Origin of the sequence: Natrialba sp. PRR66, assembly GCF_034808065.1 — an archaeon.
Taxonomy (GTDB): domain Archaea; phylum Halobacteriota; class Halobacteria; order Halobacteriales; family Natrialbaceae; genus Natrialba; species Natrialba aegyptia.
The window spans coordinates 370,179-392,761 of the sequence record NZ_JAXHGN010000003.1; the positions used below are offsets into that span (position 1 = coordinate 370,179).

At 63.8% G+C, this 22,583-nt stretch carries 18 protein-coding genes and 1 tRNA gene; 8 read left to right on the forward strand and 11 right to left on the reverse strand.

Annotated elements, in window-relative coordinates:
- Window positions 1-55: 55 nt before the first annotated feature.
- Complete coding sequence (locus SM755_RS12315; RefSeq protein WP_323172919.1) at window positions 56-1,063, reverse strand: DUF5784 family protein; 1,008 nt, start codon at window positions 1,061-1,063, stop codon at window positions 56-58.
- 130 nt (window positions 1,064-1,193) lie between these two features.
- On the opposite strand from SM755_RS12315, the gene SM755_RS12320 reads away from it, so the two are divergent.
- Window positions 1,194-1,367 carry a DUF5786 family protein gene (locus SM755_RS12320; RefSeq protein ID WP_006110690.1) on the forward strand — a complete coding sequence of 58 codons (174 nt, stop codon included), beginning with the start codon at window positions 1,194-1,196 and terminating at the stop codon, window positions 1,365-1,367.
- A gap of 154 nt (window positions 1,368-1,521) precedes the next feature.
- Here the strand turns inward: SM755_RS12320 and SM755_RS12325 are convergent, their stop codons facing one another.
- Window positions 1,522-2,613 (reverse strand): YkgJ family cysteine cluster protein, encoded by a 1,092-nt coding sequence (locus SM755_RS12325; protein ID WP_323172920.1) that lies wholly within the window; start codon window positions 2,611-2,613, stop codon window positions 1,522-1,524.
- Window positions 2,614-2,724: 111 nt separating this feature from the next.
- On the opposite strand from SM755_RS12325, the gene SM755_RS12330 reads away from it, so the two are divergent.
- Complete coding sequence (locus tag SM755_RS12330; protein WP_323172921.1) at window positions 2,725-2,991, forward strand: hypothetical protein; 267 nt, start codon at window positions 2,725-2,727, stop codon at window positions 2,989-2,991.
- A 242-nt stretch (window positions 2,992-3,233) separates the two neighbouring features.
- Here the strand turns inward: SM755_RS12330 and SM755_RS12335 are convergent.
- Window positions 3,234-3,333 (reverse strand) — tRNA-Gly (locus SM755_RS12335).
- A 180-nt stretch (window positions 3,334-3,513) separates the two neighbouring features.
- Between SM755_RS12335 and SM755_RS12340 the strand changes: the two genes are divergently transcribed.
- Window positions 3,514-5,403 (forward strand): ATP-dependent DNA helicase, encoded by a 1,890-nt coding sequence (locus SM755_RS12340; protein WP_323172922.1) that lies wholly within the window; start codon window positions 3,514-3,516, stop codon window positions 5,401-5,403.
- A 537-nt stretch (window positions 5,404-5,940) separates the two neighbouring features.
- Here SM755_RS12340 and SM755_RS12345 read toward each other — a convergent pair.
- From SM755_RS12345 to SM755_RS12360, 4 genes are all read right to left on the reverse strand, one after another.
- Window positions 5,941-6,945 (reverse strand): hypothetical protein, encoded by a 1,005-nt coding sequence (locus tag SM755_RS12345; protein ID WP_323172923.1) that lies wholly within the window; start codon window positions 6,943-6,945, stop codon window positions 5,941-5,943.
- A 131-nt stretch (window positions 6,946-7,076) separates the two neighbouring features.
- A complete protein-coding gene (locus SM755_RS12350) occupies window positions 7,077-10,250 on the reverse strand; it encodes a S8 family serine peptidase (RefSeq protein ID WP_323172924.1) in 3,174 nt (1,057 codons plus the stop codon).
- Between the two features lie 342 nt (window positions 10,251-10,592).
- Window positions 10,593-11,948 carry a class I SAM-dependent methyltransferase family protein gene (locus SM755_RS12355; RefSeq protein WP_323172925.1) on the reverse strand — a complete coding sequence of 452 codons (1,356 nt, stop codon included), beginning with the start codon at window positions 11,946-11,948 and terminating at the stop codon, window positions 10,593-10,595.
- Window positions 11,945-13,096 (reverse strand): 60S ribosomal export protein NMD3, encoded by a 1,152-nt coding sequence (locus SM755_RS12360; protein ID WP_323172926.1) that lies wholly within the window; start codon window positions 13,094-13,096, stop codon window positions 11,945-11,947. Before SM755_RS12360 ends, SM755_RS12355 begins: the two co-directional genes overlap by 4 nt.
- A gap of 354 nt (window positions 13,097-13,450) precedes the next feature.
- On the opposite strand from SM755_RS12360, the gene SM755_RS12365 reads away from it, so the two are divergent.
- Window positions 13,451-14,092, forward strand: a complete 642-nt coding sequence (locus SM755_RS12365; protein WP_323172927.1) for a methyltransferase domain-containing protein — start codon at window positions 13,451-13,453, stop codon at window positions 14,090-14,092.
- Between the two features lie 211 nt (window positions 14,093-14,303).
- On the opposite strand, the gene SM755_RS12370 is transcribed toward SM755_RS12365, so the two are convergent.
- Window positions 14,304-15,923 (reverse strand): PQQ-binding-like beta-propeller repeat protein, encoded by a 1,620-nt coding sequence (locus SM755_RS12370; RefSeq protein ID WP_323172928.1) that lies wholly within the window; start codon window positions 15,921-15,923, stop codon window positions 14,304-14,306.
- Window positions 15,924-16,349: 426 nt separating this feature from the next.
- Here SM755_RS12370 and htpX point away from each other — a divergent pair, with 426 nt between their 5' ends.
- A complete protein-coding gene (gene htpX / locus SM755_RS12375) occupies window positions 16,350-17,237 on the forward strand; it encodes a zinc metalloprotease HtpX (RefSeq protein WP_323172929.1) in 888 nt (295 codons plus the stop codon).
- A 122-nt stretch (window positions 17,238-17,359) separates the two neighbouring features.
- Window positions 17,360-17,620 (forward strand): hypothetical protein, encoded by a 261-nt coding sequence (locus SM755_RS12380; RefSeq protein WP_006110680.1) that lies wholly within the window; start codon window positions 17,360-17,362, stop codon window positions 17,618-17,620.
- A gap of 26 nt (window positions 17,621-17,646) precedes the next feature.
- Here the strand turns inward: SM755_RS12380 and priL are convergent, their stop codons facing one another.
- Window positions 17,647-18,849, reverse strand: a complete 1,203-nt coding sequence (gene priL / locus SM755_RS12385; RefSeq protein WP_323172930.1) for a DNA primase regulatory subunit PriL — start codon at window positions 18,847-18,849, stop codon at window positions 17,647-17,649.
- A gap of 198 nt (window positions 18,850-19,047) precedes the next feature.
- Between priL and SM755_RS12390 the strand changes: the two genes are divergently transcribed.
- Window positions 19,048-20,016, forward strand: coding sequence for an alpha/beta hydrolase (locus SM755_RS12390; protein WP_323172931.1), 969 nt, complete (start codon window positions 19,048-19,050; stop codon window positions 20,014-20,016).
- On the opposite strand, the gene SM755_RS12395 is transcribed toward SM755_RS12390, so the two are convergent.
- Window positions 20,013-20,393 (reverse strand): HalOD1 output domain-containing protein, encoded by a 381-nt coding sequence (locus SM755_RS12395; protein ID WP_323172932.1) that lies wholly within the window; start codon window positions 20,391-20,393, stop codon window positions 20,013-20,015. The genes SM755_RS12390 and SM755_RS12395 overlap by 4 nt on opposite strands.
- 197 nt (window positions 20,394-20,590) lie before the next feature.
- Window positions 20,591-21,334 carry a DNA polymerase sliding clamp gene (locus tag SM755_RS12400; protein WP_006665106.1) on the reverse strand — a complete coding sequence of 248 codons (744 nt, stop codon included), beginning with the start codon at window positions 21,332-21,334 and terminating at the stop codon, window positions 20,591-20,593.
- A 177-nt stretch (window positions 21,335-21,511) separates the two neighbouring features.
- Here SM755_RS12400 and SM755_RS12405 point away from each other — a divergent pair, with 177 nt between their 5' ends.
- On the forward strand, window positions 21,512-22,426 hold the full coding sequence (locus SM755_RS12405; protein ID WP_323172933.1) for a hypothetical protein: 915 nt from the start codon (window positions 21,512-21,514) through the stop codon (window positions 22,424-22,426).
- Window positions 22,427-22,583: the final 157 nt, after the last annotated feature.

The following is a 22,583-nucleotide window of genomic DNA, read 5'->3' on the forward strand; positions in this document are numbered from 1 at the left end:
CCGGCGCAACCGCAGGGGACGCGGTTGCGCCGGTAAATCGTTACAGCAGACCGTCTCAGTCGATGAACTCGATCGCGTCGCCGAACTCGAGGGGCACCGATCCTTTTCGATAGCCCTCGACGCGGCCGTTCGGACGGGTCCGGTAGACGACGGCTGGCCGGTGGCGAACGTCCGGCTGCTCGCCACGAACCGCCGCCCAGGCGTCGTCGCGGAAACTCGAGCAGTCGACGAACAACACCGCGCCGCCGCCGTGTTCTGCGAGTTGGCCGTTGGTCTTCGTTTCCGCCGTATCACGAACTGCCGCGACCGGCCCGGATGCGGCCCGATTTCCCGGCGGCTGCGGACGAGTCACCTCGACGAGCACGTTCGTCTCCTCGTCCTCCGCCCGGAAATCGAGCGAGTGGCCCGTCGTTACCTCGATTTCGGGCGTGACCGTATAGCCCGCGTCGGCGAGGATTTTGGCGGCGATGAACTCGCCCATCGCGGCGCTCATCCGAACGCGGTCGACGTGGGCGCTGGTGCCGAGTTTTCCCGACATGACGTGTCGATACTCGTCGAGAACGCCGGTCGTGAGAAACTCCTCGAAGAATCGCGTCGTCTCCCGCCGACTCGCGTCGGGAAAGCCCGCGGCGTGCTGGCGGAAGAACGCCCGCGTCGATTCGCGCCCGTCTTTCGACATGAATACCGGCAGAAAGTACCACGAGAGGTGCGGATAGTCTGCGAGCCACGGATCGCCCTCGTGAAGCGTCGCGAGGAGTTCACGCTGGGCCCACCGCGAGACGTGATAGGGAATCTCGTCCCAGCCGTACTTGTCCGTCCGCCACAGCGACGAGGGCGTCTCGGTGTTGCCCATCCAGTAGGCCTCGTCGTCGGTACGCGCAAAGAGGGCGACGTCGTCGTTTTGCATCTCGAAGCGGTGTGTTTCCCAGTCGGCACCGATCTCGAACTGCGGCGTCACTGCACGTGCACCGATATTCGATCGAAGTGGCTGGAGAATCTTCTGTCGAACTCGCTGCTCGCTCCAGGATGTGGGCGAATAGCGAAAGCGAAGCGGCTTTGCCACACTCGTGTTACGGGGCGGCCGTGCATACGTTTTGCGAGACGTTTCAACCGTCCCGACCTCGTGAGTGACTTCGGATATGAACGACCGTTACATTGATATGCGAACCGACCCTACTATGTGCATACTTGCCATGTCAATGGGTGCCTATGACGAAGACGAACACGAGCGCCGCGAACAACAGGCGTCGAGAGTCGATGCCGACTTCGATGACGAACGAACGATATATCACGGCCGCGTAGAGTACGACGCCGGCGAATCCGCCGAGGATCTGTTGGACCAGTTCGAGGAGATCAAGTCGGACTAGTGGCGATCGATCCATCGCCGTTTTCCCATCAATTACGCCCTGAGCCGCGGCTACCCGCTGCACTCCACTGTCGTACTGACTCCTGTACTCCTGCACTCGCGCGTTCACAGAGACATCGCCGAGTTCAGCGACGACCGCACCCGACGGCCCTCGTTCACTCGAGCGCGTCCCAGCCCGGCGTCTCGGGAGCGCCACGGGCTTCCTCGATGTCGACTGCGAGTTCGGCTGGCGGGGTGGCGTCTCCCGGCGTCGACTGCTGGTGGTGGCGGTAGCGCCGGGTCCACTCGCGGATGGCGGGGCCGACCCAGGAGCGCGTCTCCGACTCGCCCGCTGCGGCGTCACCGTCGGTATCGTCGTCATGGCCGTCATCACTGTCATTGCCGGTGTCGCCGTCCATCGCCTCGAGCGCCCGCGCTTTCCCCTGTTCGTAGTGGGATTCGGAGACCGCCAGCGTTCCCGAACTCGAGGCGCTCGCGACCGCGAGACACTCCGCGCGGTCGGCCGGTCGGAGGGTACCGGCCTCGAGACGATCGATAACGCCCTCGAGTTCAGTTGGCTGAGGATGACAGAAGAGTTTCTCACCGATGGCCTGCAAGCCGAGTAGCGGCTCGTCTGCGATTTCGTCGTCGGTGACGCGGTCGTCGACCAGTCGGTCGCCGCCGAAGGCGGCTTCGACGCGTTCGCACTCGGTTTCCTGGTCGAGTTCGAGATTGTGGGCGGGATAGGCCCCGCACTCGGTCGGAAAGTGCTCCTCGTCGTGGATGCGACACTGGAGCGTCGTCGGATCGAGGAAGACGCAGGCTGGGAGCCACGTCGGCTCCGTGCGACCGAAAGGGGTGACGGGTTTCGGCGGTTTTCGGAGGCCGACGAAGAAAACCGGGCGGTCCGCGATCGCGGCGACGGCGTGCCCGTCGATTTCGACCGCTTCGCTCTCGTCGCGGGCGTGCCAGAACCGGGGCGTCATCGCGGCGGCCAGCCCTCGCTCCAGCAAGGTTCGAACCTCCTCGCGGGTGAGCGGCACGAAGTTGGCGTCCGAGTCGAACGGAGGCCGGCTCGTCGCGCCCGCGTCCGAATTGCCGACCCGACCGCGCGGACTTGATTCCGAGAGCCCCGCTTCGGAACTGCCACTGTCGGCATCTGTGCTGCACTCGAGTTCGGTTCCGTTCTCGCTCCCGTCACCGTCGCGCTCGAGAAGTGCTGTCCAGTCCATACAACAGCCCGCACAGCCGTCACAGTGCACCTCCATAGTCGATGGTACCATTGCATGCCGTATAACTCGCCGGCTGCAGGGAGACGGTCAGCGCTCACCTCGCAAGTCGGGGGGAACGACTTTCAGCGCTCGGAACAACCATCGGATATGACACCGAACGCCTGCGACGGCTGCGGGCGACCGGTCACCGTTGCCGGCGGCGTCGCCAACCTCTGGACCTTCGGCGAAAACGACGGCAGCGACGGCTCGGCGATCACGCTCGAACTGCAAGACGGGACGGAACACCTGCTGTGTTTTCCCTGTCTCGACGTCGTTCCCGACAACCCGACCGCCGACGATATCGCTCGGCTCGAACGGGTCGATCACGAGAACTCGCAGGTGGCTCCGGCACGTTCGTCCTCGAACCACCCGTAGCTTTGATCTGAGTACGACCGCGGAGCAGGAAGGGGAGCACGAAGACGCGGTAGAAGCGGACGTGGATCTCGTGAACGTGAGGTACAACGCAACACCCCTCAGTACCGAACGATCCTCGGAAGAGACATGAGTCATCGCCCGCGTTCGCGTTAGCCGGACCGAACGCGAGCCATGGACACGCAAGCCGCCCGTCGTGTGGCGGCAATGGCAACGGGAACGGTCATGTTGCCCGCAACCGTACACGGAAGGGGTGGGATTTGAACGCCACGAGGCATGCTGCCGCCGCGGGCCAGGGACAGTGTCGGCTGGCACCGCGGTGCTCTACCGCTGAGCGACCCTTCCGCACGTCAATCCGAGGACGGAATCCGTATTTGTAATCGGTCAGTTACCCCCGAGTATCCAGCGCCTACCGCCGATTCGATCCGCACTGACGAGTTCACGATCGCTCGCCTGAACTCGGTCACTGCAGCCGAACGGTTCAGCGCGAGCGACGCTCCGTAGCCTTTAGGAGTCGGCCGGTCCGTGAGTCAGACGGTGAATCCCGATCGGCTCTTCGAAGCCTTTCCAGCCCCCAGTTACCGCGGGAACCAGGAGCAGGCCCTCCGCGACATTCGCGATGCCTTCGCGGCCGGCAACGACGTGGTGCTCGTTCGCGCGCCGACCGGCAGCGGCAAGTCCCTTCTGGCCCGTGCCGTCGCCGGCTGTGCCCGGACCGTCGAGGACGCCGACCCGAGCGAGGCCACGGGAGCCTACTACACGACGCCGCAGGTGTCCCAGCTCGACGACGTGGCGGCCGACGACCTGCTCGCCGACCTGAACGTCATTCGAGGGAAATCGAACTACACCTGCATCCTCCCCGAGGAACGCAATACGCCGGTCAACCAGGCACCCTGCGTTCGCGAGCGCGGCTACGACTGCTCGGTCAAACACCGCTGTCCGTACTTTTCGGACCGCGCCATCGCCTCGAACCGGGAAATCGCGGCGATGACGCTCGCGTACTTCATGCAGACCGCCGGCAGCGAGGTCTTTCGCAAGCGCGATGTCGTCGTCATCGACGAAGCCCACGGCCTCGCCGAGTGGGCCGAAATGTACGCGACGATCCAACTCGGCCCACGAACCGTCCCCTTCTGGGACGACCTGCGCGTCCCGCAGATCGACGGCATCGAACGTGCCGTCCGCTACGCCGAAAACCTCGAACAGACCTGTACCCGGCGGAAGGACGACCTCCTCTCCCAGGAGTCGCTGTCGCCACGCGAAGTTCGCGAACGCGACCGCCTGCAGGAACTCATCGGCGAACTCGACTGGTTCGTCTCGGACTACCGCGACCCGCAGAGTCCGACGACGTGGCTGGTCGATCAATCCGAGCCGCACGCGGGCGATACCGGCGACGGAACGGACGACGACACCGACGAGGCGCGGGGCGGTCCCCTGACCATCAAACCGATGAACCCCGAGAAGTACCTCGCACACACCGTCTGGGACCGCGGAAACAAGTTCGCCCTCCTCTCGGCGACCATCCTCAATAAGGCGGCCTTCTGCCGGCAGGTCGGACTCGACCCCGAAGCCGTCGCGCTGGTCGACGTGGGCCACACATTCCCCGTCGAAAACCGGCCGTTGTACGACGTGACGCAGGGGAAGATGACCTACGAGCACCGGGACGAAACGACGCCGGATATCGCCCGCACCATCGTCCGTCTCATGCAGCGCCACCCCGACGAAAAGGGGCTGATTCACGCTCACTCCTACGACATTCAGGGACGGCTCGCCGAACTCCTGTGCGATTTCGGCGTCGGCGACCGCATCCGAGTTCACGATCGCGACGGCCGCGACGCCGACTTAGAGGAGTGGAAGGCAAGCGACGACCCTGATGTCTTTCTCTCGGTGAAGATGGAGGAGGCGCTGGACCTGAAGGGTGACCTCTGTCGCTGGCAGGTCCTCTGCAAAGCGCCGTATCTCAACACCGGCGATTCGCGGGTCGCCCACCGACTCGAAGAGGGCCAGTGGGCCTGGTACTACCGCACCGCGTTACGAACTATCATCCAGGCCTGCGGGCGCGTCGTTCGCGCGCCGGACGACCACGGCGCGACCTACCTCGCGGACTCGAGTCTCCTCGATCTGTTCGACCGCGCTCGCACGGACACACCGGACTGGTTCAGTGCGCAGGTCGATCGTATGACCCGCCCCGACCTCCCGGCGTTCGATCCGCAGGCCGCCCGCGCTGGAAGCGGTACGGGGCGTTCAACAAATGGAGAAACGAACGCGCGTCGTCGCGGCCGTTCCGGGAGCCGACCGCACCGATCAGGCCGGTCGTCGAACTCCGCGACGAGTTCATCGAGTTCATCGAGTTCATCGAACTCGTCGCGTTCGTCGTCGAGTCCGCTCGCCGATGTCTGGGAGACGGACGGTTCGTAATTCGGGTTACTGAGACGGACTGCTGTATTGATTTCTCGGCACACTCGCAGGACGGAGGACGACAGTATGGAGGATGCCGAGCCACAGACGAGTGGGGCTGTCCCGGCACTAACGGTCGTTCGTATGAAAGCCGACGCTCCCTCTCGTGCTACCTATCGCTGCCTGCCAGCGATACGCCCTGCGCTGCCCGGCGCGGACGTCCCATCCCGTCCGTCGTCCGATCGGCGTTTGCGTTCCGTCTTCGAATCCGGCTCGGTACCCGCGCTAAAATGCAGCGAGAACGCCTGCGAACACCGAGGTCACCATGAGGAACGCGAAGACGAGCGCGATGATCTGGTTTCGGTTCATGGTTTCCTTGATTCGCTCCGATCGTATGAATGTCACGTCCGTCGCCGACGTCGCGTTCGTCGTCGCCGACGCTCCCGTAATCGCTCGTCGAGTTGCACTGAACTCGTCTGTATCCGTGTTGTCAACTAATCAAACCCGTTGAAACCACAAAATAGCCAAATCAACGAAAACCGTCACAGACGGGAGCCGTTAGTCCCGTCGGCGCGTCGTCGCACCGAGAACGGCCAGGACGGCTACCAGCACGCCGAGCGTGATGCCACCGGTGAAGCCCGGCAGTCCGTCGCTTCCCTCGTCGTCGCTACCGTTCCCGTCGTCGGTCGTTTCGCCGTCCGTATCGTCGCTTACCCCGCCGTCATCGCCATCGCTCTCTGCATCGCCGTCGCTGTCGTCGCCATCGGTCGTTCCGGCATCGTCATCGTCGCTGGCGCTTCCGTCACCGTCACCGTCGCTGTCGCCCGATTCGTCCGACCCGCCGTCGGCCGCTCCGTCATCTGTTTCGTTACCGCCGTCGCCGTCGGTATCGTCAGTGTTGTCTCCGTTTTCGTCGCCGTTATCACTCGTTCCAGCGCCGCCCCCACCGCTGTTCCCGGAGCTATCGTCGTCACCGCTACTGCCACCGCCACCGCTTGCAGGCGGCGACTCGCCGTCGTCGCCATCGTCTTCGCCACTGATTACCTCGCCGTCACTGTCGCTCACGAGCGAGTCGTCGTCGACGAACTCGAGTTCGTCCAGACCGTCCTCGCCGACGGTAAACGTCACCGTTGCGAGGGTCGGTTCGTCGAGGCTGTCGGCTCCGACGACGGACTCGGTCAGGAAGAGGTGACCGGTGTCGGGGTCGACGTTGTCCTCGGCCATCCCGTCGAGATCCTCGAACGCGAAGTCGGCGACGCTCGTCGCGTCGGGATCGTAGCTCAGGTTCGCCTGAAAGCCGGCGGTATCGGCGGCCGTCGAGGAGATGGCGACGGTGATGGTCTCGTCGGTTTCCTCGAGGACCTCGAGCGTGAGCGTCTCGTCCGCATTGGTCGTAAGCAGTGCGCCCTGGTCGCTGGTCGTGTGGATCGTCGGCTGTGCGTCCGCGCCCGTTTCGGAGACGGGTGTCGCCGCCGTCGCTGCTGTCGCGGCCATCGCTGTCGTCACGAGGACGACGATCAGTGTGAGAACGAACAGTCGTGGCGTCAATCTCGTACGTGTCATTGGATCTGGAAATAATGTGAGTTCTCCGCAGCCTGCGGCCGCGAGGTCGGTCCCAGTACGACCCGCGGATACAGACGGAATCGCCACGTGGCGATTCGATGGTGTGTTTCGTAGACTGTGCCGTCGGTCGCTTACGCGAGTGCTTGGATACCGTGCGTGTTGACGATCTCCTCGAGGATGCTCGTCACGTCGCCGGCATCGACTTCGCCGTTATCGTTCATGTCGGCGAGTTCCTCGTGGAAGGTGCCGTTCGGTTCTTCGCCGCTGAGATACTGCTGGGTGAACGTCGCATCAAGCGTGTTGACCGTCCCGTCGGCGTTCACGTCACCGGGCCAAGCCGACGCGATCGTTCCGTTGACCAGCGTGACGTTGACCTCGCCCGCTTCGTCGTTGAGGTAGGTGTTGTCCTCGTCGAACACGAGGTCGGTTTCGGTATCGCTCTCGGCGATGAACTCAAAGTCGATCTCGGCGAGGGTCGGCATCGCTTCGGTGCTGCTCTGGGCCTGTGCGAGCGAGACCGTGCCGTTCTCGTTGTCGATACTCGTGACCGGGTCCGCGAAGTCGACGCCTTCGACGCCCTCTACCTGCACGACGTCGGGATCGAAGTGGACTTGCGTCTCGTAGCCGGCCACGGCCTCAGCGCTCGTGTTGATCTCGACCGTCGTCGTCTCGCCAATGGATCCCATGTAGTCGCCCTCGCCGAACATGAGGGCGCTCTCCTGCTCGTCGGCACCCGAAACCAGGTACTCGACCGAGTTCGACAGGATCGCGTCGGCGTCCGCCGTGTAGTCACCGCCGGTGACGAAGGCCGTGTATCCCAGGTTCGACGCCAGGATCGTCGAACTCTCGTCGTCGACGGCGAAGCCGGACCCGACCGACTCTCCGGTGACGGTCGTCTCCGCGAGCACGTCGTACTCGGTGCCCTCAAACCAGGTGTGATCGCCGAAGAGCGCGTTGTGGAGGTCGACGGTATCGCCGGCCTCACCGACGCCCTCGAAGATCTCGTGGTCGGCGGTCAGTTCGTATCCGAGCGGTGGCGAGACGAGGTCGTCCTCGAACGTGGATTCCGGCTCGCCGGTCGCTTCGGAGTGGGCCGGAATGCCGTTACTTCCGTCGCCCCACTGATCGAGGTAGACGACGCCGGTGTCGCCCCCTTCGGTTGCGCTGACGAACTCGTCTGCGTTCGCCGTCTCGATGTTCTGCACGACGATCACGTCGTAGCCGTCCATCGCGTCCTCGGACGTCGTCACGACGGGATCGTACATTTCCGGAAGCGAACCGTCGAGCGTGTCGGCGACGGCCTCTCCCTGGGCACCGGCGTCGTCCACGACGGCGACGGGAACGTACTCCTCGAAGACCATCGTCGGACCGGTGCTTACGGTCAGTTCGTCGCCCATGCCGCCGATCGTCTGCTCGAGCGAGAGTTCACCCGCGGTGTCTTCGGTCGTTTCGACGGTGATCGTCAGGTCGCCCGAGATCGGTCCGCCGAGGTCGATCGGTTCGCCGAAGGCGGCTTCCTCACCCTCGACGTACAGCGTCGCGTCTGCGGGGTCGTAGTCGCCCGCGAGGTCGACGGTGACCGTTTCGGCGTTCGCAACGGTTGTCGTCACGTTGATCGCATCGCCGCCTTCGACGCCGTCGGGCTGGCCGTCGGCCAGTTCGGCGTCGAGCGCGTCGGCGAGTTCGAAGTCCTGGACGGTGGTGTTTTCTTCGGTGACGGTCACGTCGGCGCTGGTCGACTCGTAGCCGAAGCCGTCGACGGTGACGGTGTGGGTGCCGGCCGGAGCGACCAGGCTGTACTCACCGTTCGCGTCCGTTTCGGTCTCGAGACCGTCTTCGATGGCGACGGTTGCGCCCTCGATCGGCTCACCGGCGGCGTCCGTGACGGTGCCGTCGATTCCGCTGTCGAGTGCGACCATGTTCGTCGCGGCTGCGACGTCGATGATACCCATGCCGTAGCGGGTGTCGTACTCGTCGTCGGGTTCGTCCCAGTCGGCCGGCTTCCAGGCGGTCTCCTCCATCGCATCGTAGAGCATCTCGCGGTCGGCGTCGCCGCCGGAGGCGGCGATCATCAGCGCGAACGCCCCCGCGTGGTGCGGTGCGGACATCGACGTTCCCGAGTAGGTGTCGTCGTAGCCTCCGCCGGGCACCGAACTCAGCACGTCGACGCCGGGTGCTGCAGCGTTCGGCACCGTGTAGTTGTCGGGCCAGTACTCGGGCGCGTCGGGATAGGCCTCGGCCGTCTCGATCTCTTCACCGCTCGAGAACGAGGCGACGTTGTGCTCCGCGTCAACGGCACCGCTCGCGAAGTTTGGATAGATGTTCCCCGGCACGCCGCTGATGCCGTTGCCGGAGTTGCCGGCGGACGTGACGAGCACGACGCCCGCGTTGCGGGCGTTCTCGGACGGTTCCATCATTTGACTGTCGTAGCCGTCCGCGCCGAGACTCATCGAGACCACGTCGGCGTCGGTGTCGTCGACGGCCCACTCCATCCCGGCGATGATCTGGGCGAACGTGCCGCCGCCGCTGTCGTCGAGCACCTTCCCGTGGTAGAGTTCAGCGTTGGGTGCGACGCCGAAGGCGGGCACGTCGCCGGCCGGATCGTCCGATCCGGAGACCGTGCCGCTCACGTGCGTGCCGTGACCCTGGCCGTCGTTCGGCTCGGAGTCGACGGGCTCGCCGTTGCTATCGAACTCCTGCCAGTTCTCGTCGGCGATATCGATGTCCGGGTGGTCGCCGTCGACGCCGGTGTCGAGCACGGCGACGCCAGCGCCCCCGCCCTGGGTGTCGTGTTCGTCCCAGACCTCGGTCGCGTTGATCATGTCGAGGCCGTACGTGACGTTGGCGCTCTCGTTGGCCGGCGAGTAGCTCTCGTCAGCGTCGGACTGGTTCTCCGGGAGCGACAGCTCGAAGTTCTCGTGAACGCGCTCGCCACCGGTGTACCGAAGCACTTCCTTCGGCGACACTTCGTCCGTGTCGACCTCCAGCAGCGCCGCGTTCGCGATCCAGAAGCTCTCGACGAACTCGACGCCGTCAGTCTCTGCCGCCCAATTCTGGGCTTTCACCTGCGACTTGTCAGCCTGCGATTGCATCATCTCGACGGCATCGGCTGAACTCGTCGCAGCGGCGGTGTCTGCGCTCTCGAACCGGACGATCATCTCGGTCGTGCCGTCCGCTGTGCGGAGCGACTCCTCGATAGCGTCCGCCGATGTTGATTGCGTTGTCTCCGTTGCCCCACTCGATCCGCTGATCCCCGCCATTGCCGGGACCGACGTGATCATGAGGAGGGCAAAGACGACTGCCATACTCCGTATTACCGCTGATTTCGATGTGTGTCGACTCATGTCTCTGTCTGTGTCGCAACGTTTTCTTTTGCGACACAGTCACACTCTAATGAATATTTCGTTAAATGGTAATAACCATTCTCTACGGTAGAAATCGGCCAAAAAGTATATATGTAGTAAGGGTAAACGCGCGCAATAATTCGCGTTACCGACCGTCTACTCTCGTTTTCAGCCGTTCTCCTCGCTCAAGCCACTACTCAGTCTCTGAAAACTCGGGTTTCGGATATGTAATGGTTCTAACTGCACCGCTCAGGGTCAACGGCGAGTCCCACAACGGAAGCGACAGCACGTTCCACAGGACCCTCACTCGACGGTCGCGTCGAGAACGACGTGGTCGACACCGGCGCTGTGGCTCTTGACGCGGCGGTGATCGAGTTCAGTGAGCGTTCGGCCGGCGGCGTCGATGGCGGTTTCGACGCGCTGGATCGGTCGCTCCCAGAGCAGCGTTTCGGGAGTCGCCTCGTGGTAGTGGAGGGTCCCGCCGGGGACGAGGGCGGCGAGGGCGTCGTCGAGGAACGTGTGGGCGGCGGCTGTTCTCGCGGTGAACTCGGGGTCGGATTCGGTTTCAAATTCAGTTTCGAGTTCGTGTTCGGATTCCGCGTTCGCTTCCGCTTCTGCTTCCGTTTCCGTTCCCGTTTTCGGTTCCTCATCTGAACGGCCGCCGCTGCCGTAGTAGCCCATAACGACGCGATCGGCGTCGATCTCGCCGGCCAGGTCGCGACAGTCGGTCATGTAGGCGTCGACGTGCTCGCTCACGTCGTTCAAGAGTGCGTTCTCGACCAAGTAGCGAAACGCGGTCGGGTTGATCTCGGTCGCCGTCACCCGCGCGCCGGCGCGGGCCATCGGCAGCGTGAAGTAGCCGATGCCGGCGAACATGTCGAAGACGTGCTCGTCGGGCGCACAGCGTTCACCCATCCGAACGCGCTCGGCCTGGTTGCCCGGCGAGAACATGACTTCCGTCGGATCGAGACCGTACTTCGTGCCGTGTTCTGCGTGGATCGTCTCCGTATCGCGCTCGCCGGCGAGGTGCCGCGTTCGCGGTTCGCGCATGCGACCCGCCTCGCCTTCGGTGGCGATACCTTCGTCCGCGATCACGCTGTCGGCTTCGCCGTGGAGTTCGAGCAGTGCGTTACCCAACTCCCGTTCTCGCGTTTGCTTTCGGTCGGCCGGAAATCCCTCCGGAATCGAGACCTGGATCACCGAGCCGATGACGGCCCACGAGTTCGGGATCGACTCGAGTGCAGCCTCGCTCCAGCCGCGCTCGGCGAGCAGGTCGGAAAGGTCGGTCGTGCGCGGTTCGGGATCGAGTTGCCGGACGACATCGAGCACGGCAGTCTCAGTGGGCGGCTCGGTGATCGGCAGCGCGATTCTTTCGGCATCGGTCTCGCGCACGCGTCGCGAGTCGTCGTAGACGCCCTCGGCGCGCAGCGATTCGATCGCAGTCTCCGTGCGCGGCTTTTCGACGATGGCGGCGAGCGGCGCGTCGGCGGTCGTTCGACCGAGGACTTCGGCGGCGGCCGGGTCGAGTGCCGATTCGGTTCGCCGTTCTCCGGTGTCGCCGTTCTGCGGGCCGGTGTCGCCGTTCTGCGGGCCGGTGTCGCCGTTCTGCGGGCCGGCGTCGCCGTTCTGCGGGCCGTCGTCAGGAGTGTCGTCCGTCACGTCGGCTCCTCCGTCTCGCCCTCGTCGGGCAGAACGTGCAGTCCGGCGCGGCTCTTCAGGACGGGCACCGTCTCGGCGTCGGGATCGAAGTACTCCGGCCGGGAGACGGTCGTGGCTCGGTACGTTTCCGGATCTAACACTTGGACGGCGTTCTCGTCTTCGACGGTGACGACGGTCGTCTCCGCGGCATCCTCGTGTTCCCCGAGTTTGCGGGCGTCGGGTGAGGCCCCCTCCTCGTAATCGGCCTCGTATCGCTCGCCGGTCGTCACCCGAACACCCTTGAGGTTCCCGTGGGCGCTGCGGACGAGGACCGGCCCCTCGCCGTCGTCATCGAGTTCGATAACGTCGCCCGGCGTGTACGGCGGCAGGCGAACGGCGAAGGTGACGCGGTAGACCTCGTTGCCGTCCTCGTCTTCGGTGACGAGCGTTTCGGCGTCGTTGATCGTGCCACCGAACTCTTCGACCATCTTGTTCGAGATTTTCTTGCCGATCTTGTTGGTCGAGACCTTGATGTTCAGGCCGTCGTCGGTCTCGCCGATTTCGGTGACGAAGGCGTTGCGGTCGCCCGTCGCCTCCATGTCGGCGACGATATCGTGGGCGATTTCCTCCGCACGCTCGGTTTCTTCGCTCGTCGGGGTGCGCCCCTCCGCGCGGATCTGGACGATGCTGGCGTAGTAGTCGCCGGCGATCCGGCCGCAGCGGGTGCAGGTCTGGCGGGCGATCTTGACCGGGACCGTCACCTGCTCTTCGACCGGCGTTCCCCGCACGACACCGGTGAAGAAACAGTGCATTCGGATCGTGTTCTCGTCGACCTGCTCGGGTTCGACCTGCCAGGCCACGTCCTCGACATCGACGTGCACCGAGAGCGCGTCGCTCACCTGTTCGATCGCGATATCGGTGTAGTCCTGCGCCCCCACGTCGACCCAGCGGTTCCCCCGGTGGACCGCCCCGCAGCGGGCGCAAACACGCACGTCGATTCGGTCCGGCGCGTCCACGAAGTCGAACTCGTCGAAATAGCAGGCGTCACAGAGATCGACCTCGCTGCCGGGGCGCAGCGGGTCGGCGGCGTCGGTGGCGTCGGCCTCGTCGGCCGATCGCTCGGGAACAGGGTCCCCACAGCGGGGACAGAACGCGCGAGAATCACTCATTATCACCGATTGGTGGCTGAGAGAGTTAAACGGCGCGCTCTGTACGTGTGGGCGGTCGTCGCTCAGCAAATGTTGTTTCCCTCGCCGCTCGGGTCAACACGACCCCTCCTGTGATACACAGAGGCCGATAAATACAAACGAACTTATAAATGTAGCAAAAGTGAACCATTGATCGATGTCCATCATCGTGGATCCTCGCTCGATGACGATGCTCCCGATTGCCAACGTTGCTATCCCCACAACCCTTATCCTGCTCATTCTACTTGTGGGCGGACTGATTAGTGGGGGTCTACTATTCGGTCTCGTCTATCTCTTCCGTCGGTTCTCTCGCGGATCGGAAGAGCGGACAGGACAGTGACGCGGGAACAGACGCGCCACAGCAAAGCGTGGTATAACGCGCTCAGCCGGTACTACGACGTCCTCATCGATCCATTTCAGGGTCGTCTTCGTCGACGCGGAATCGATTCCCTCCGCGTGTCTCCCGACGACCGCGTTCTCGACGTCGGCTGTGGGACCGGCCGCGGGATCGTCACGTTGCAACACGCTGTCGAATCCGAGGGCCACGTGGTCGGGATCGACGTTGCAGAGCAGATGTGTCAGTTCGCACAGGATCGCCTCGAAACCGAGGATCCGTCCGCGGTTGTCTGTGGCGATGCAGTAGCGTTGCCGTTCGATTCCGACAGTTTCGATGTCGTTCTCGTGAGCTTCACGCTCGAACTGTTCGAAGACGATCACCGGACAACCGTGCTCGGCGAACTCCGTCGCGTACTCGAACCCGGGGGCCGAATCTGTGTCATCAGCCCCTCGGCTACAGTGAGCGATCCCATCCCCCTACTCTACGCGCGACTCAACGAGGTTTTTCCGACGCTGGTCGACAGTCGCCCTTTCGATGTCAGCGGCGTCCTCGCTGAGGCCGGTTTCGAGATCGTTCAGACCCACGTTGAGCGGGTACTCGTCGTCCCGATTGAACTCGTCGTTGCGCGTTGGGGTTCGTGAGACTGACTCTTCGACACCGATTGACTCGTCTCTGCGGCCACGTTCGCACGCGAGATCACGTCCCATATTCAGCAGGACGGACGAACATTACAGTGACCCGGTAGACGTTCACTGGTCGATAAGCAACGCTACGTAACGACTCGACCGACTCAGGTTCATCACCATGACTGAATAAAGAAACCGTATTCCCAACTACTGGTAGTGTCCCGAATTACTCGTCCGTCTCGTCCGTCTCGTCCGTGTCGGTTCGGCGGCGGAGGGCTTCGATTCCCGCCGCGGCACCGACGACGCCCGCACCGGCGGTGAAACCGGGCATACCCTCGCTCTCCTCGTTCGAGTCGGCTTCCGATTCGACGTTTCCTTCGCCCAAGTCGCCGTCTCCGCTTCCGTTTCCGGTTTCGCTTCCGTTCCCGGCCCCGGACGCCGATTCGTTCGCGCCGCCGGTCGACGATTCGCCGGTATCGTTTCCGTCGGTGGAATCGGAGCTATCGGACTCGGTTCCGTTACCGTCCGCCTCTCCGTCGCTTTCGCCGTCGGTCTCGTCTTCGTTCCCTTCCCCGTCGGCAGACTCAGCGTCGCGGTCGTCGCCCTCAGTGCGGATGGCGACCAGCGTCTCGGAACTGGCGTAGATCGTCCCGTCGGTGACCGCGATCGTCGGAATGTCGTCCGTTCCGACGCTCCACTCGACCTCGCCGGTCTCCGAGTCGAAGGCGTACACGCCGTTTTCGTCTTCGGGTGCCTCGCCGGGACCGTACGCCTCCCCGTCAATCGTCAGGCCCGCATAGACGGTGCCGTCGCCGATAGCCAGCGAGGACACCTGATACGTGCTGACCGCCGTGTCCCAGCCCTCTTCGCCGGTTTCTCGGTCGTGTCCCCGAGCGTTGTGCGACTCCAGTGCGTAGAGTCTCTCGTCGGTAATCGCTGCCGGATCGAACGCCGCGCGAGCGCTGCTCACGCGTTGTTCGCCCGTTTCCACGTCGTACAGCGTCGTGTACCCGAGCGGCCACATCGCTTCCGGCTCCGTATCCGCGCTGCCGATCGCCACCACGTCGTCGGTCGCGACGGGGAAACTCGTCTGGCGATGGCTCGGCTTTGCGAACCGACTGTGTTCGTCGTCGCCGACCGGTTCGTCGAGACGCCAGCGCTCGGTTCCGTCCGCGAGTTCACGTGCGAACGCCCGGGACTCGCTGACCGCGACCGCGGCGTCGCCGCCGACGGCGACGGGTTGCTCGTACAGCGGGTCGCCGTCGGGTGTGAACTCCCAGGCGAGTTCGCGTTCGGCGGCGTCGAGCGCGTACAGCGTTCCGTCGCCGACGGTGAGGACGCGGCCGTCTGCGACGACGGGCGAGGCGATGTCCTCGTCGTAGCCCAGGTCGTGCTGACAGCAGAGGTCGCCGTTTGCGGCGTCGATCACCGTGAGGCGCTCGCCGCCGACGTAGACGGTGTCGTCCGCGACGGCGGGTGTACCGCTCGCGCCGATGGCGTCCGTCCGCCATTCGACCGAGCCGTCGGCCGCGTCGAGGGCGTGGACCTCGCCGTTGGTCGTCAGGTAGACGGTGCCGTCGACGACCGCCGCCGGACCGGCCTGGTCGTACTCCCAGGCGACGGTGACCGGTGTCTCGGGCGCATCGTCTGCCGAGACGACCGGGTTGTTGCCCGCATTCCCGCCGATCGACGACCAGCCGCGCGATTCAGCCGCCGATCCGTCGATCCCGTTCACTCCGGTTCCGGATCCGGTGGTATCAGCAACTGTACTGCCAGTTGCGAGTGCGCCGCCGGTCATCGCGAGTCCGGCGTACTTCAGGACGTTCCGCCGATCATGTTCGACCATACGGGCCATGCTCGGACGGGTCGCCCCTTTTCTATCCGATTGATAGTACTGTTTCTCTCCCCGAACAGTCGGTGGCTTCCGTTCGTGCAGGCACAAGAGTTGTCGACCGACGGTTGCAGTACACTCCACTGCGACGCCCCCTCTTTCCTTTTGGTGGGAATTTCTGAAATCACGTCTCACAGCGTGAGAACTCGACACGAAACGAGGGGGTCCGACGAGTTCACGTGCGGCGTCAGTCGCTCGTCAGACGGCAGTCGAATGCGTCCGGATCGAACGGCCCCCGTCGCTGGGTTTCCATGCGAAACGAAGGGGTTGCAGCGGCGGTCTGTTTCTCGCTTCTATCAGTGACACGTTCGGTTCGACTCGACCGACGAACCGCCCACCACGGTCATGATACTTATTTCCTCAGGGCCCCTAGGGGAGGTTATGAACTGGCAGTCGGATTGGGGGCTTCGGGCTCGAATGTTTTTGACGATGTTCCTGCTATTTGCACTGTACATCGTCTTCGCCGGCGTACTCACGCTGTACATCGGCGGTGGACTGTGGATGATCGCGCTGCTGTTCGGCGGCTTCTCGCTCGTCCAGTACTACTTCAGCGACACGCTCACCCTCCGGACCATGGGCGCGAAGAAGGTCTCGGCCGACGAGTACCCGCAACTCCACGGCTCGATCGAACGCCTCTCCCAACAGGCCGACCTCCCCAAACCGTCGGTCGCCGTCGTCGACTCGAACGTCCCGAACGCCTTCGCGACCGGTCGCAACCAGCGCAACGCCGCCGTCGCCGTCACGACCGGACTCCTGAACACCCTCGACCGCGACGAACTCGACGGCGTCCTCGCACACGAACTCGCCCACGTGAAAAACCGGGACATGATGGTCATGACCATCGCCTCGTTCCTCTCGACCATCGCGTTCATGATCGTCCGCTGGGGCGCGTTCTTCGGCGGCGGCCGCGGCCGCGGCGGCGACCGCGGCGGTGGCGGCATTCTCGTCGCCATCCTCGTCTCGCTCGTCGTCTGGGTCGTCAGCTACCTGCTCATCCGCGCGCTCTCGCGCTACCGCGAGTTCGCCGCCGACCGCGGCGCTGCGGCGATTACCGGCAACCCGTCCGCCCTTGCCTCTGCACTCCTGAAAATCTCGGGCGAGGTCGATAACGTCCCCGATAAGGACCTGCGCGAGGAAGCCGAGATGAACGCTTTCTTCATCATCCCGCTGAAGTCCGGCATCGTCGGTCGCCTGTTCAGCACCCACCCCTCGACGGAACGCCGTGTCGAACAGTTGCGCGATCTCGAACGAACGGTTGCAACGGCGTAACTGTAGCTGTAACCGTAACCGTAACCGATTCGAGTTAAATCACGACCCGGCTGGCGCGCCTGCCGTGCGCTCCCCGTTGCCCGTTCGAAGCGCTTTTGACGGCCCCGATAAAAGTAGCAGTAATGCTCGAGCGTGAGCGTCTCATCGAACTGGTCGTTGCCGTCTCCGCCGTTTTGCTATTGCTCGGTACGATGATCGCCATCGGAATGATGTACGGCGGTGATGATGGGACTCTCTCTCCCAGCGGCGCACAGTTGCTCGTCGGTGCAATCGTCGGCTTTATTCTCGTGATTACGTCAGCGGGATTCGGCGTCGCCTACATGCTGAACGACCCCGAGGACGGCGATGACGACAACGACTTCGAGACGCAGAACGCTATTTAAGTACGAGCGGTGGTGGCCGGCCGCTCTCAGTCGCTGTTGACCGTTCCACTCTCCTCGCTTCTCTCCTCTCGTTTCCCGTTCCCGTCGGCGTCCGTCTCCGCGTCCCCTTCGCGCCAGTCCTCGAGTTCATCCTCGTCGGCTTCATCGATCCGTTCCTCGTAGTAGGCCATCGGATGGGGAATGCGCTCGCAGAGGTCGTCTTTGTTCACGCAGTCGCCGTAGGACTGCATCGTCGCACACGACGGCGGCGAGTACTCCGTCGGCGACGTTTCGCCGCGGATGTGATCGGTCTGATAGCGGGTCATTTCCTCGCCGAACGACGAGTTCACGCGATAGAGGTCAACGATCTCGTCGGTCGTCATCCCGATGCTCGACAGGAAGGCCGTAATCGCAAACCGCGAGTGGTGAGGCAGGTGCTCGCCCTTCTGGATTTGATCCAACAGCGCCTGCATACACGGCGGGAAGAGTTCGGGAACGACGGTGTCGATATCGCGCGTGAGATCGAGATCGGCGAGGACGTCCCGGACGGCGGCGACGTCGTCTTCGAGCCCTGTCGCGACCGGGTCGGGAACCTCGAAAGGAAGGCCCTCCTCGATTCGGTCGCGGATGGCCTCCCGCAACAGCACGAGGAGGTCGTCTCGCGCGACCGGGACCTCGCCGTTCGTCAGCGGCTGGTTGACCAGCCCCCACTCGTCGTCCCAGAGGTCCGCAGCCAGCGGGAGGTAGGTGCCGACATCGATCCTGAACTCGTCGACATCGTCGATGTCGTCGCCGCCGTCGATGTCGCCGGTCGCAGCTGCGGTCCCAGCCCCGCGGGAAGTACTTGCGGGTGCGGGAGTCACTGTCTCCTGTAAATTGAACTCCTCAAGGAGGGTCTCGAGTTCGAGGCCGGTCGACTCGACGCTTTTGAGTTCGGTCGTCGATTCGAGGTCGGCGGTAAACCGCTCGTGAGCGGTGGCCGCCTCGGCGCGAGCGTACTTGCGGACGAGGACGCGTTCGTCGACCATCGAGACGAGGACGCGAGCGACGGGGTAAGAGAGCAGTTCGGTGCGGGGATCGCGGTGTGGCTCGCCGATCTCGCCGTCTTCGAGCGCGGTAATCACGCGTTTCCGTGCGCGCTCGACGACTGCTCGCTCCTGCTCGACGACGGTTGCTAAATCGACCGTCTCCGTCGCCACGGTTTCGCGGGCGGCTTCGAGAAACGGGTATCGAGCGTGCAGTCGCTGCATCGGTAATTGAAAGCTACTCTGACGGATTAAGTCCACTGATTGTCGATCGAGTGCGATAGTGTCGATAACATAGTATTACCCCGCTACCCCTCGATCGAGTCGGTTCTCGCCCGTTGGTCCACCGTCGCTTCGTCGGGTGATCGCACGGGTCGGAACGGGAGGCTCGATTTCAAGAGGGGCCGGAACGTTGTGTCGAGCATGCCACGGGCGATGCGGGACGGCGTGTCGATCTACTACGAGTTCGACGACCGCGACGAACGCGAGCCGACCGACGAGAGTCACGCGATCGAAACCCCGATCGTCTTTCTGCAGGATATCGGCTACGGGCGGTGGCTGTGGCGCTGGCAGCGCGAGGCCGTTGCCCGCGAGTTCGGCGCGCCCGTGATCGCGCCGGACATGCGGGGGACCGGCCGCTCGGACGCCGGACTTCCACCGCTCGTTCCGCGACTTCCGGGTCGCATTCGGTCGCCGCTCCTTCGAAAGCCGGCCGGCTACTCGGTCGATGGATTGGCGGCCGATCTCGAAACAGTTCTCGACGATGCCGGGGTTCGAAGCGCGCATCTCGTCGGGATTGGTCTCGGCGGGATGGTCGCCCAGCAGTACGCGATCCAGCACGACCGCGCGGCGTCGCTGACGCTGTGTGCGACAACCCACGGCGGTCCGGACGCGATGGCGATTCCCGCGGATATCCCCGGTCGGCTGCTCGAAACGCCCTCGGGCGCGAACGAACGGGAAACGCTCCGTCACCGGATGCGTCCCGTCTTTGGCGAGTCGTTCACCAACCGGAACCCGCACCTGATGGACCGAATCATCGAGTGGCGACGCGAGCAAGACGCAACCGACCCGGCGATCGAAGCCCAACTCGGGGCGGCCCTCGCGTTCGACGCCAGCGCTGAACTCGATCGCGTTCGCGTTCCGACGCTGGTGATCCACGGGACCGACGACGCGGTGGTTCCGTCGTCGAACGCGCGACTGCTCGAGGAGGCGATTCCCGATGCCCGACTCGAACTGATCGAGGGTGGCTCACACTTGGCGTGTATCGAACGGGCGGACGCCGTCTCCGACGCGCTGGTGTCGTTTCTCGGCGAACGGGATACTGGAACTGGAACTGGAACTGGAACGCGGAACCGTTCACGGACCCGCGCTCAGACCAACACCGATACCTAAGCCGTCGTTGTATTCGTCGACGTAGTCGCTCGCGTTATTCTGAGTTTGCCATCGCTTCGCAGCCCGATATCGAAGCCGGCGTACGTGAACCAGAGTTCTTGGACGCCACGGTCGTCGTCCCGTGCCGCGCGATCGAGCAGTGCATCGAGTGCATCGGGGTCGATAACGCGTGCGAGTGCCGGAAGATCGACCGGCGTCGAGTCGGTGAGGGCGGCGACGGTGATAATTACCGTTTCGCTTGCACAGTCGGTAGTCGGATCGAACGTGGTTGTATAGTCGAGATCGTCCAGCGACGAACTGGCGTGTCTGTGCGGTTCATCCGCGATATCGGTATCTGCAGCGATCGCGCTATCTGGCGAGTCATCGTTGGAGGGCATACTCCGGTCCTCCAGTAGTGGCCACGTAATGACTGTCCTGTCGCTGTGCAGGCTTTATTTCCGACCCGTGAGAGCGTTCGACACCTAACACGTTTCGTCAAAACTGGCAAGATGCAGTCGAGGAAAGAAAGGCGTTGTATTCCCACCACACGGCCGACCGGCGTGAATTCGTTGCAGTTCAGCAGTCTGGGGCAGATTCAGTCGCTTTGAATCCGTGGCGCGAGCATGTACGTGACCTGTCCCTGGCCCTCCGCAAACCCGAAGTAAATCTTCACGGGGAACTCCTCGCCGAGGTGGAGCGTGACCTCGGTGTTCGAGGGGATCGCCTTGTTCATGTCCTTCAGGTAGTCCAGACTGAAAAGCGAGCGAGCGGGACCGGCCTGCAGATCGATCAGATCTTCCTGGGTGAGTTCGAGGTGAACGTCGTCGGTGTCGCCCTCCGCATTGACGTAGAACGCGTCGTCGCCTTCGTCGACGCCGAGTGCGATGTGGTCCGAAACCATATCTGCGGCGGTAACCGAGCGGTTGACGTCCTTGCCCTCGAGGACGACCTCGGCGGGAAGGTCCAGATCCGGAATGTCCGGCTCCTGCCGGATGCTATCGGGGTCGATGAGCGCGAGCGTGTACTCGAGCCCGTCGATCTGGATGTGGAGCTTGCGGGTCTCCTCGTCGAGTTCGAACTGGATGAGCTGGCCGGATTCGGCCATCCCTGCGATGTCCTCGAGTCGGGAGAGGTCGACGCCGATCAGCCCGCCGTCGGCTTCGTAGGATTCGAAGGCAGCCGCGTCGAGCGAGAGGTCGACCATCCCGACGTTGGCGGGGTCGACGGCTCGGATCTCGAGTCCGTCTTCCTCCAGGTGGATCTTACACTCGTCGACCAGCACGCTGATCGAATCGAGCGCGCTGGTGAGCGTTTCCGCGCTCACGATGGCCTTGAACATATGCGTCGGGGTACGAACGGTTGGCATAAAAAGGCACCCTTTGCGATCGGTCTTCGGAGGCTACTCGTGTAGTCGATCGTCCTCCCGTCGGTCCCGATATCTACCCGACCGTCTCGATTCTTTCTGCCGTGGTGTGCAGGCACGAGTGGCTTCCCGCCGCCGACGCTACGCCCAGCCATGTGCCCCACGTTCACCGCCGACGATGCCGGTAAGACGGTCGAAAGTGCAAACGGTGCCCTTCTCGGTGTCGTCGTCTCCGTCGAGCCGGAAACCGTGTATGTCGACCCCGATCCCGGCGTTACCGATTCGATCAAAGCGACGCTCAACTGGGGCGACCAGACCGAGGAGCCCGTGGCGCTCACCGACGACGCCGTCACCGAGATCACTGACGAGACGATTCGACTCGATGCGGCATTCCCCGAGGAGAGTCTCAGGAGCGACGAGCAACAGGAGGACGGACGAGCAGCCGCCGAGCGCCGATCAGACCGGCGCGATACGGACTACACCCCCGGCGAACCAGTCTCCGGAACCAGCACCGAATCCGAAACCGGCGTCGACGGAACCGAAGAAGGCCCCGGATCGACGGCACGCGACCACTCGGAGCCGATGCGCGATGACGAGTTCTACGATGATCTCGAGGACGAACCCCGGATCGACCCGGACGAGCAACTGGACGAGACGGAATCGTCCGCCGACACCGCAGCCGACGAAATGGACGCGATCGAAGAAGAAGCAGGGCGCGGACTCGAGGTCGATCCCTCCGAACTGACCGGCCGCGATCCCGACGCTGAACTCGACCCGGACGAGGATGTCGGCCAACGCACGGACGCCGAAGTCGAGCCCGAGATGGAACTCGATGAGCGCTCGGATGCTGAACTCGCCCCCGGGAACATCGACGAACGCCGACGGGATGACGCGGCCGTCGACCCAGAGCGGATCGATTCCGAGGTCGGGGACGGTTTGGACGTCGACGAGGAGGCCGATCTCGAGGAACGAGAGCGCGTCGAGGACGCGGATTTGAGCGCCGAACGCGCCGGTGACGACGCCGATACCGATACCGACGCAGCAGACGGCGACTCGGAGTCCCGATAATGCGCCTCGTTGGACGTCTCCGCAAGCCCCGATAACGCGCCTCGTTGGACGTCTCCACAAGCCCCGACAGCTTCTTGAAACTTCGCGCGCACAACGCGTGACTCCGCTTCGCGACACCTATCCGTCTTCGCCGTGTACCACAGCCAACTGACTATCC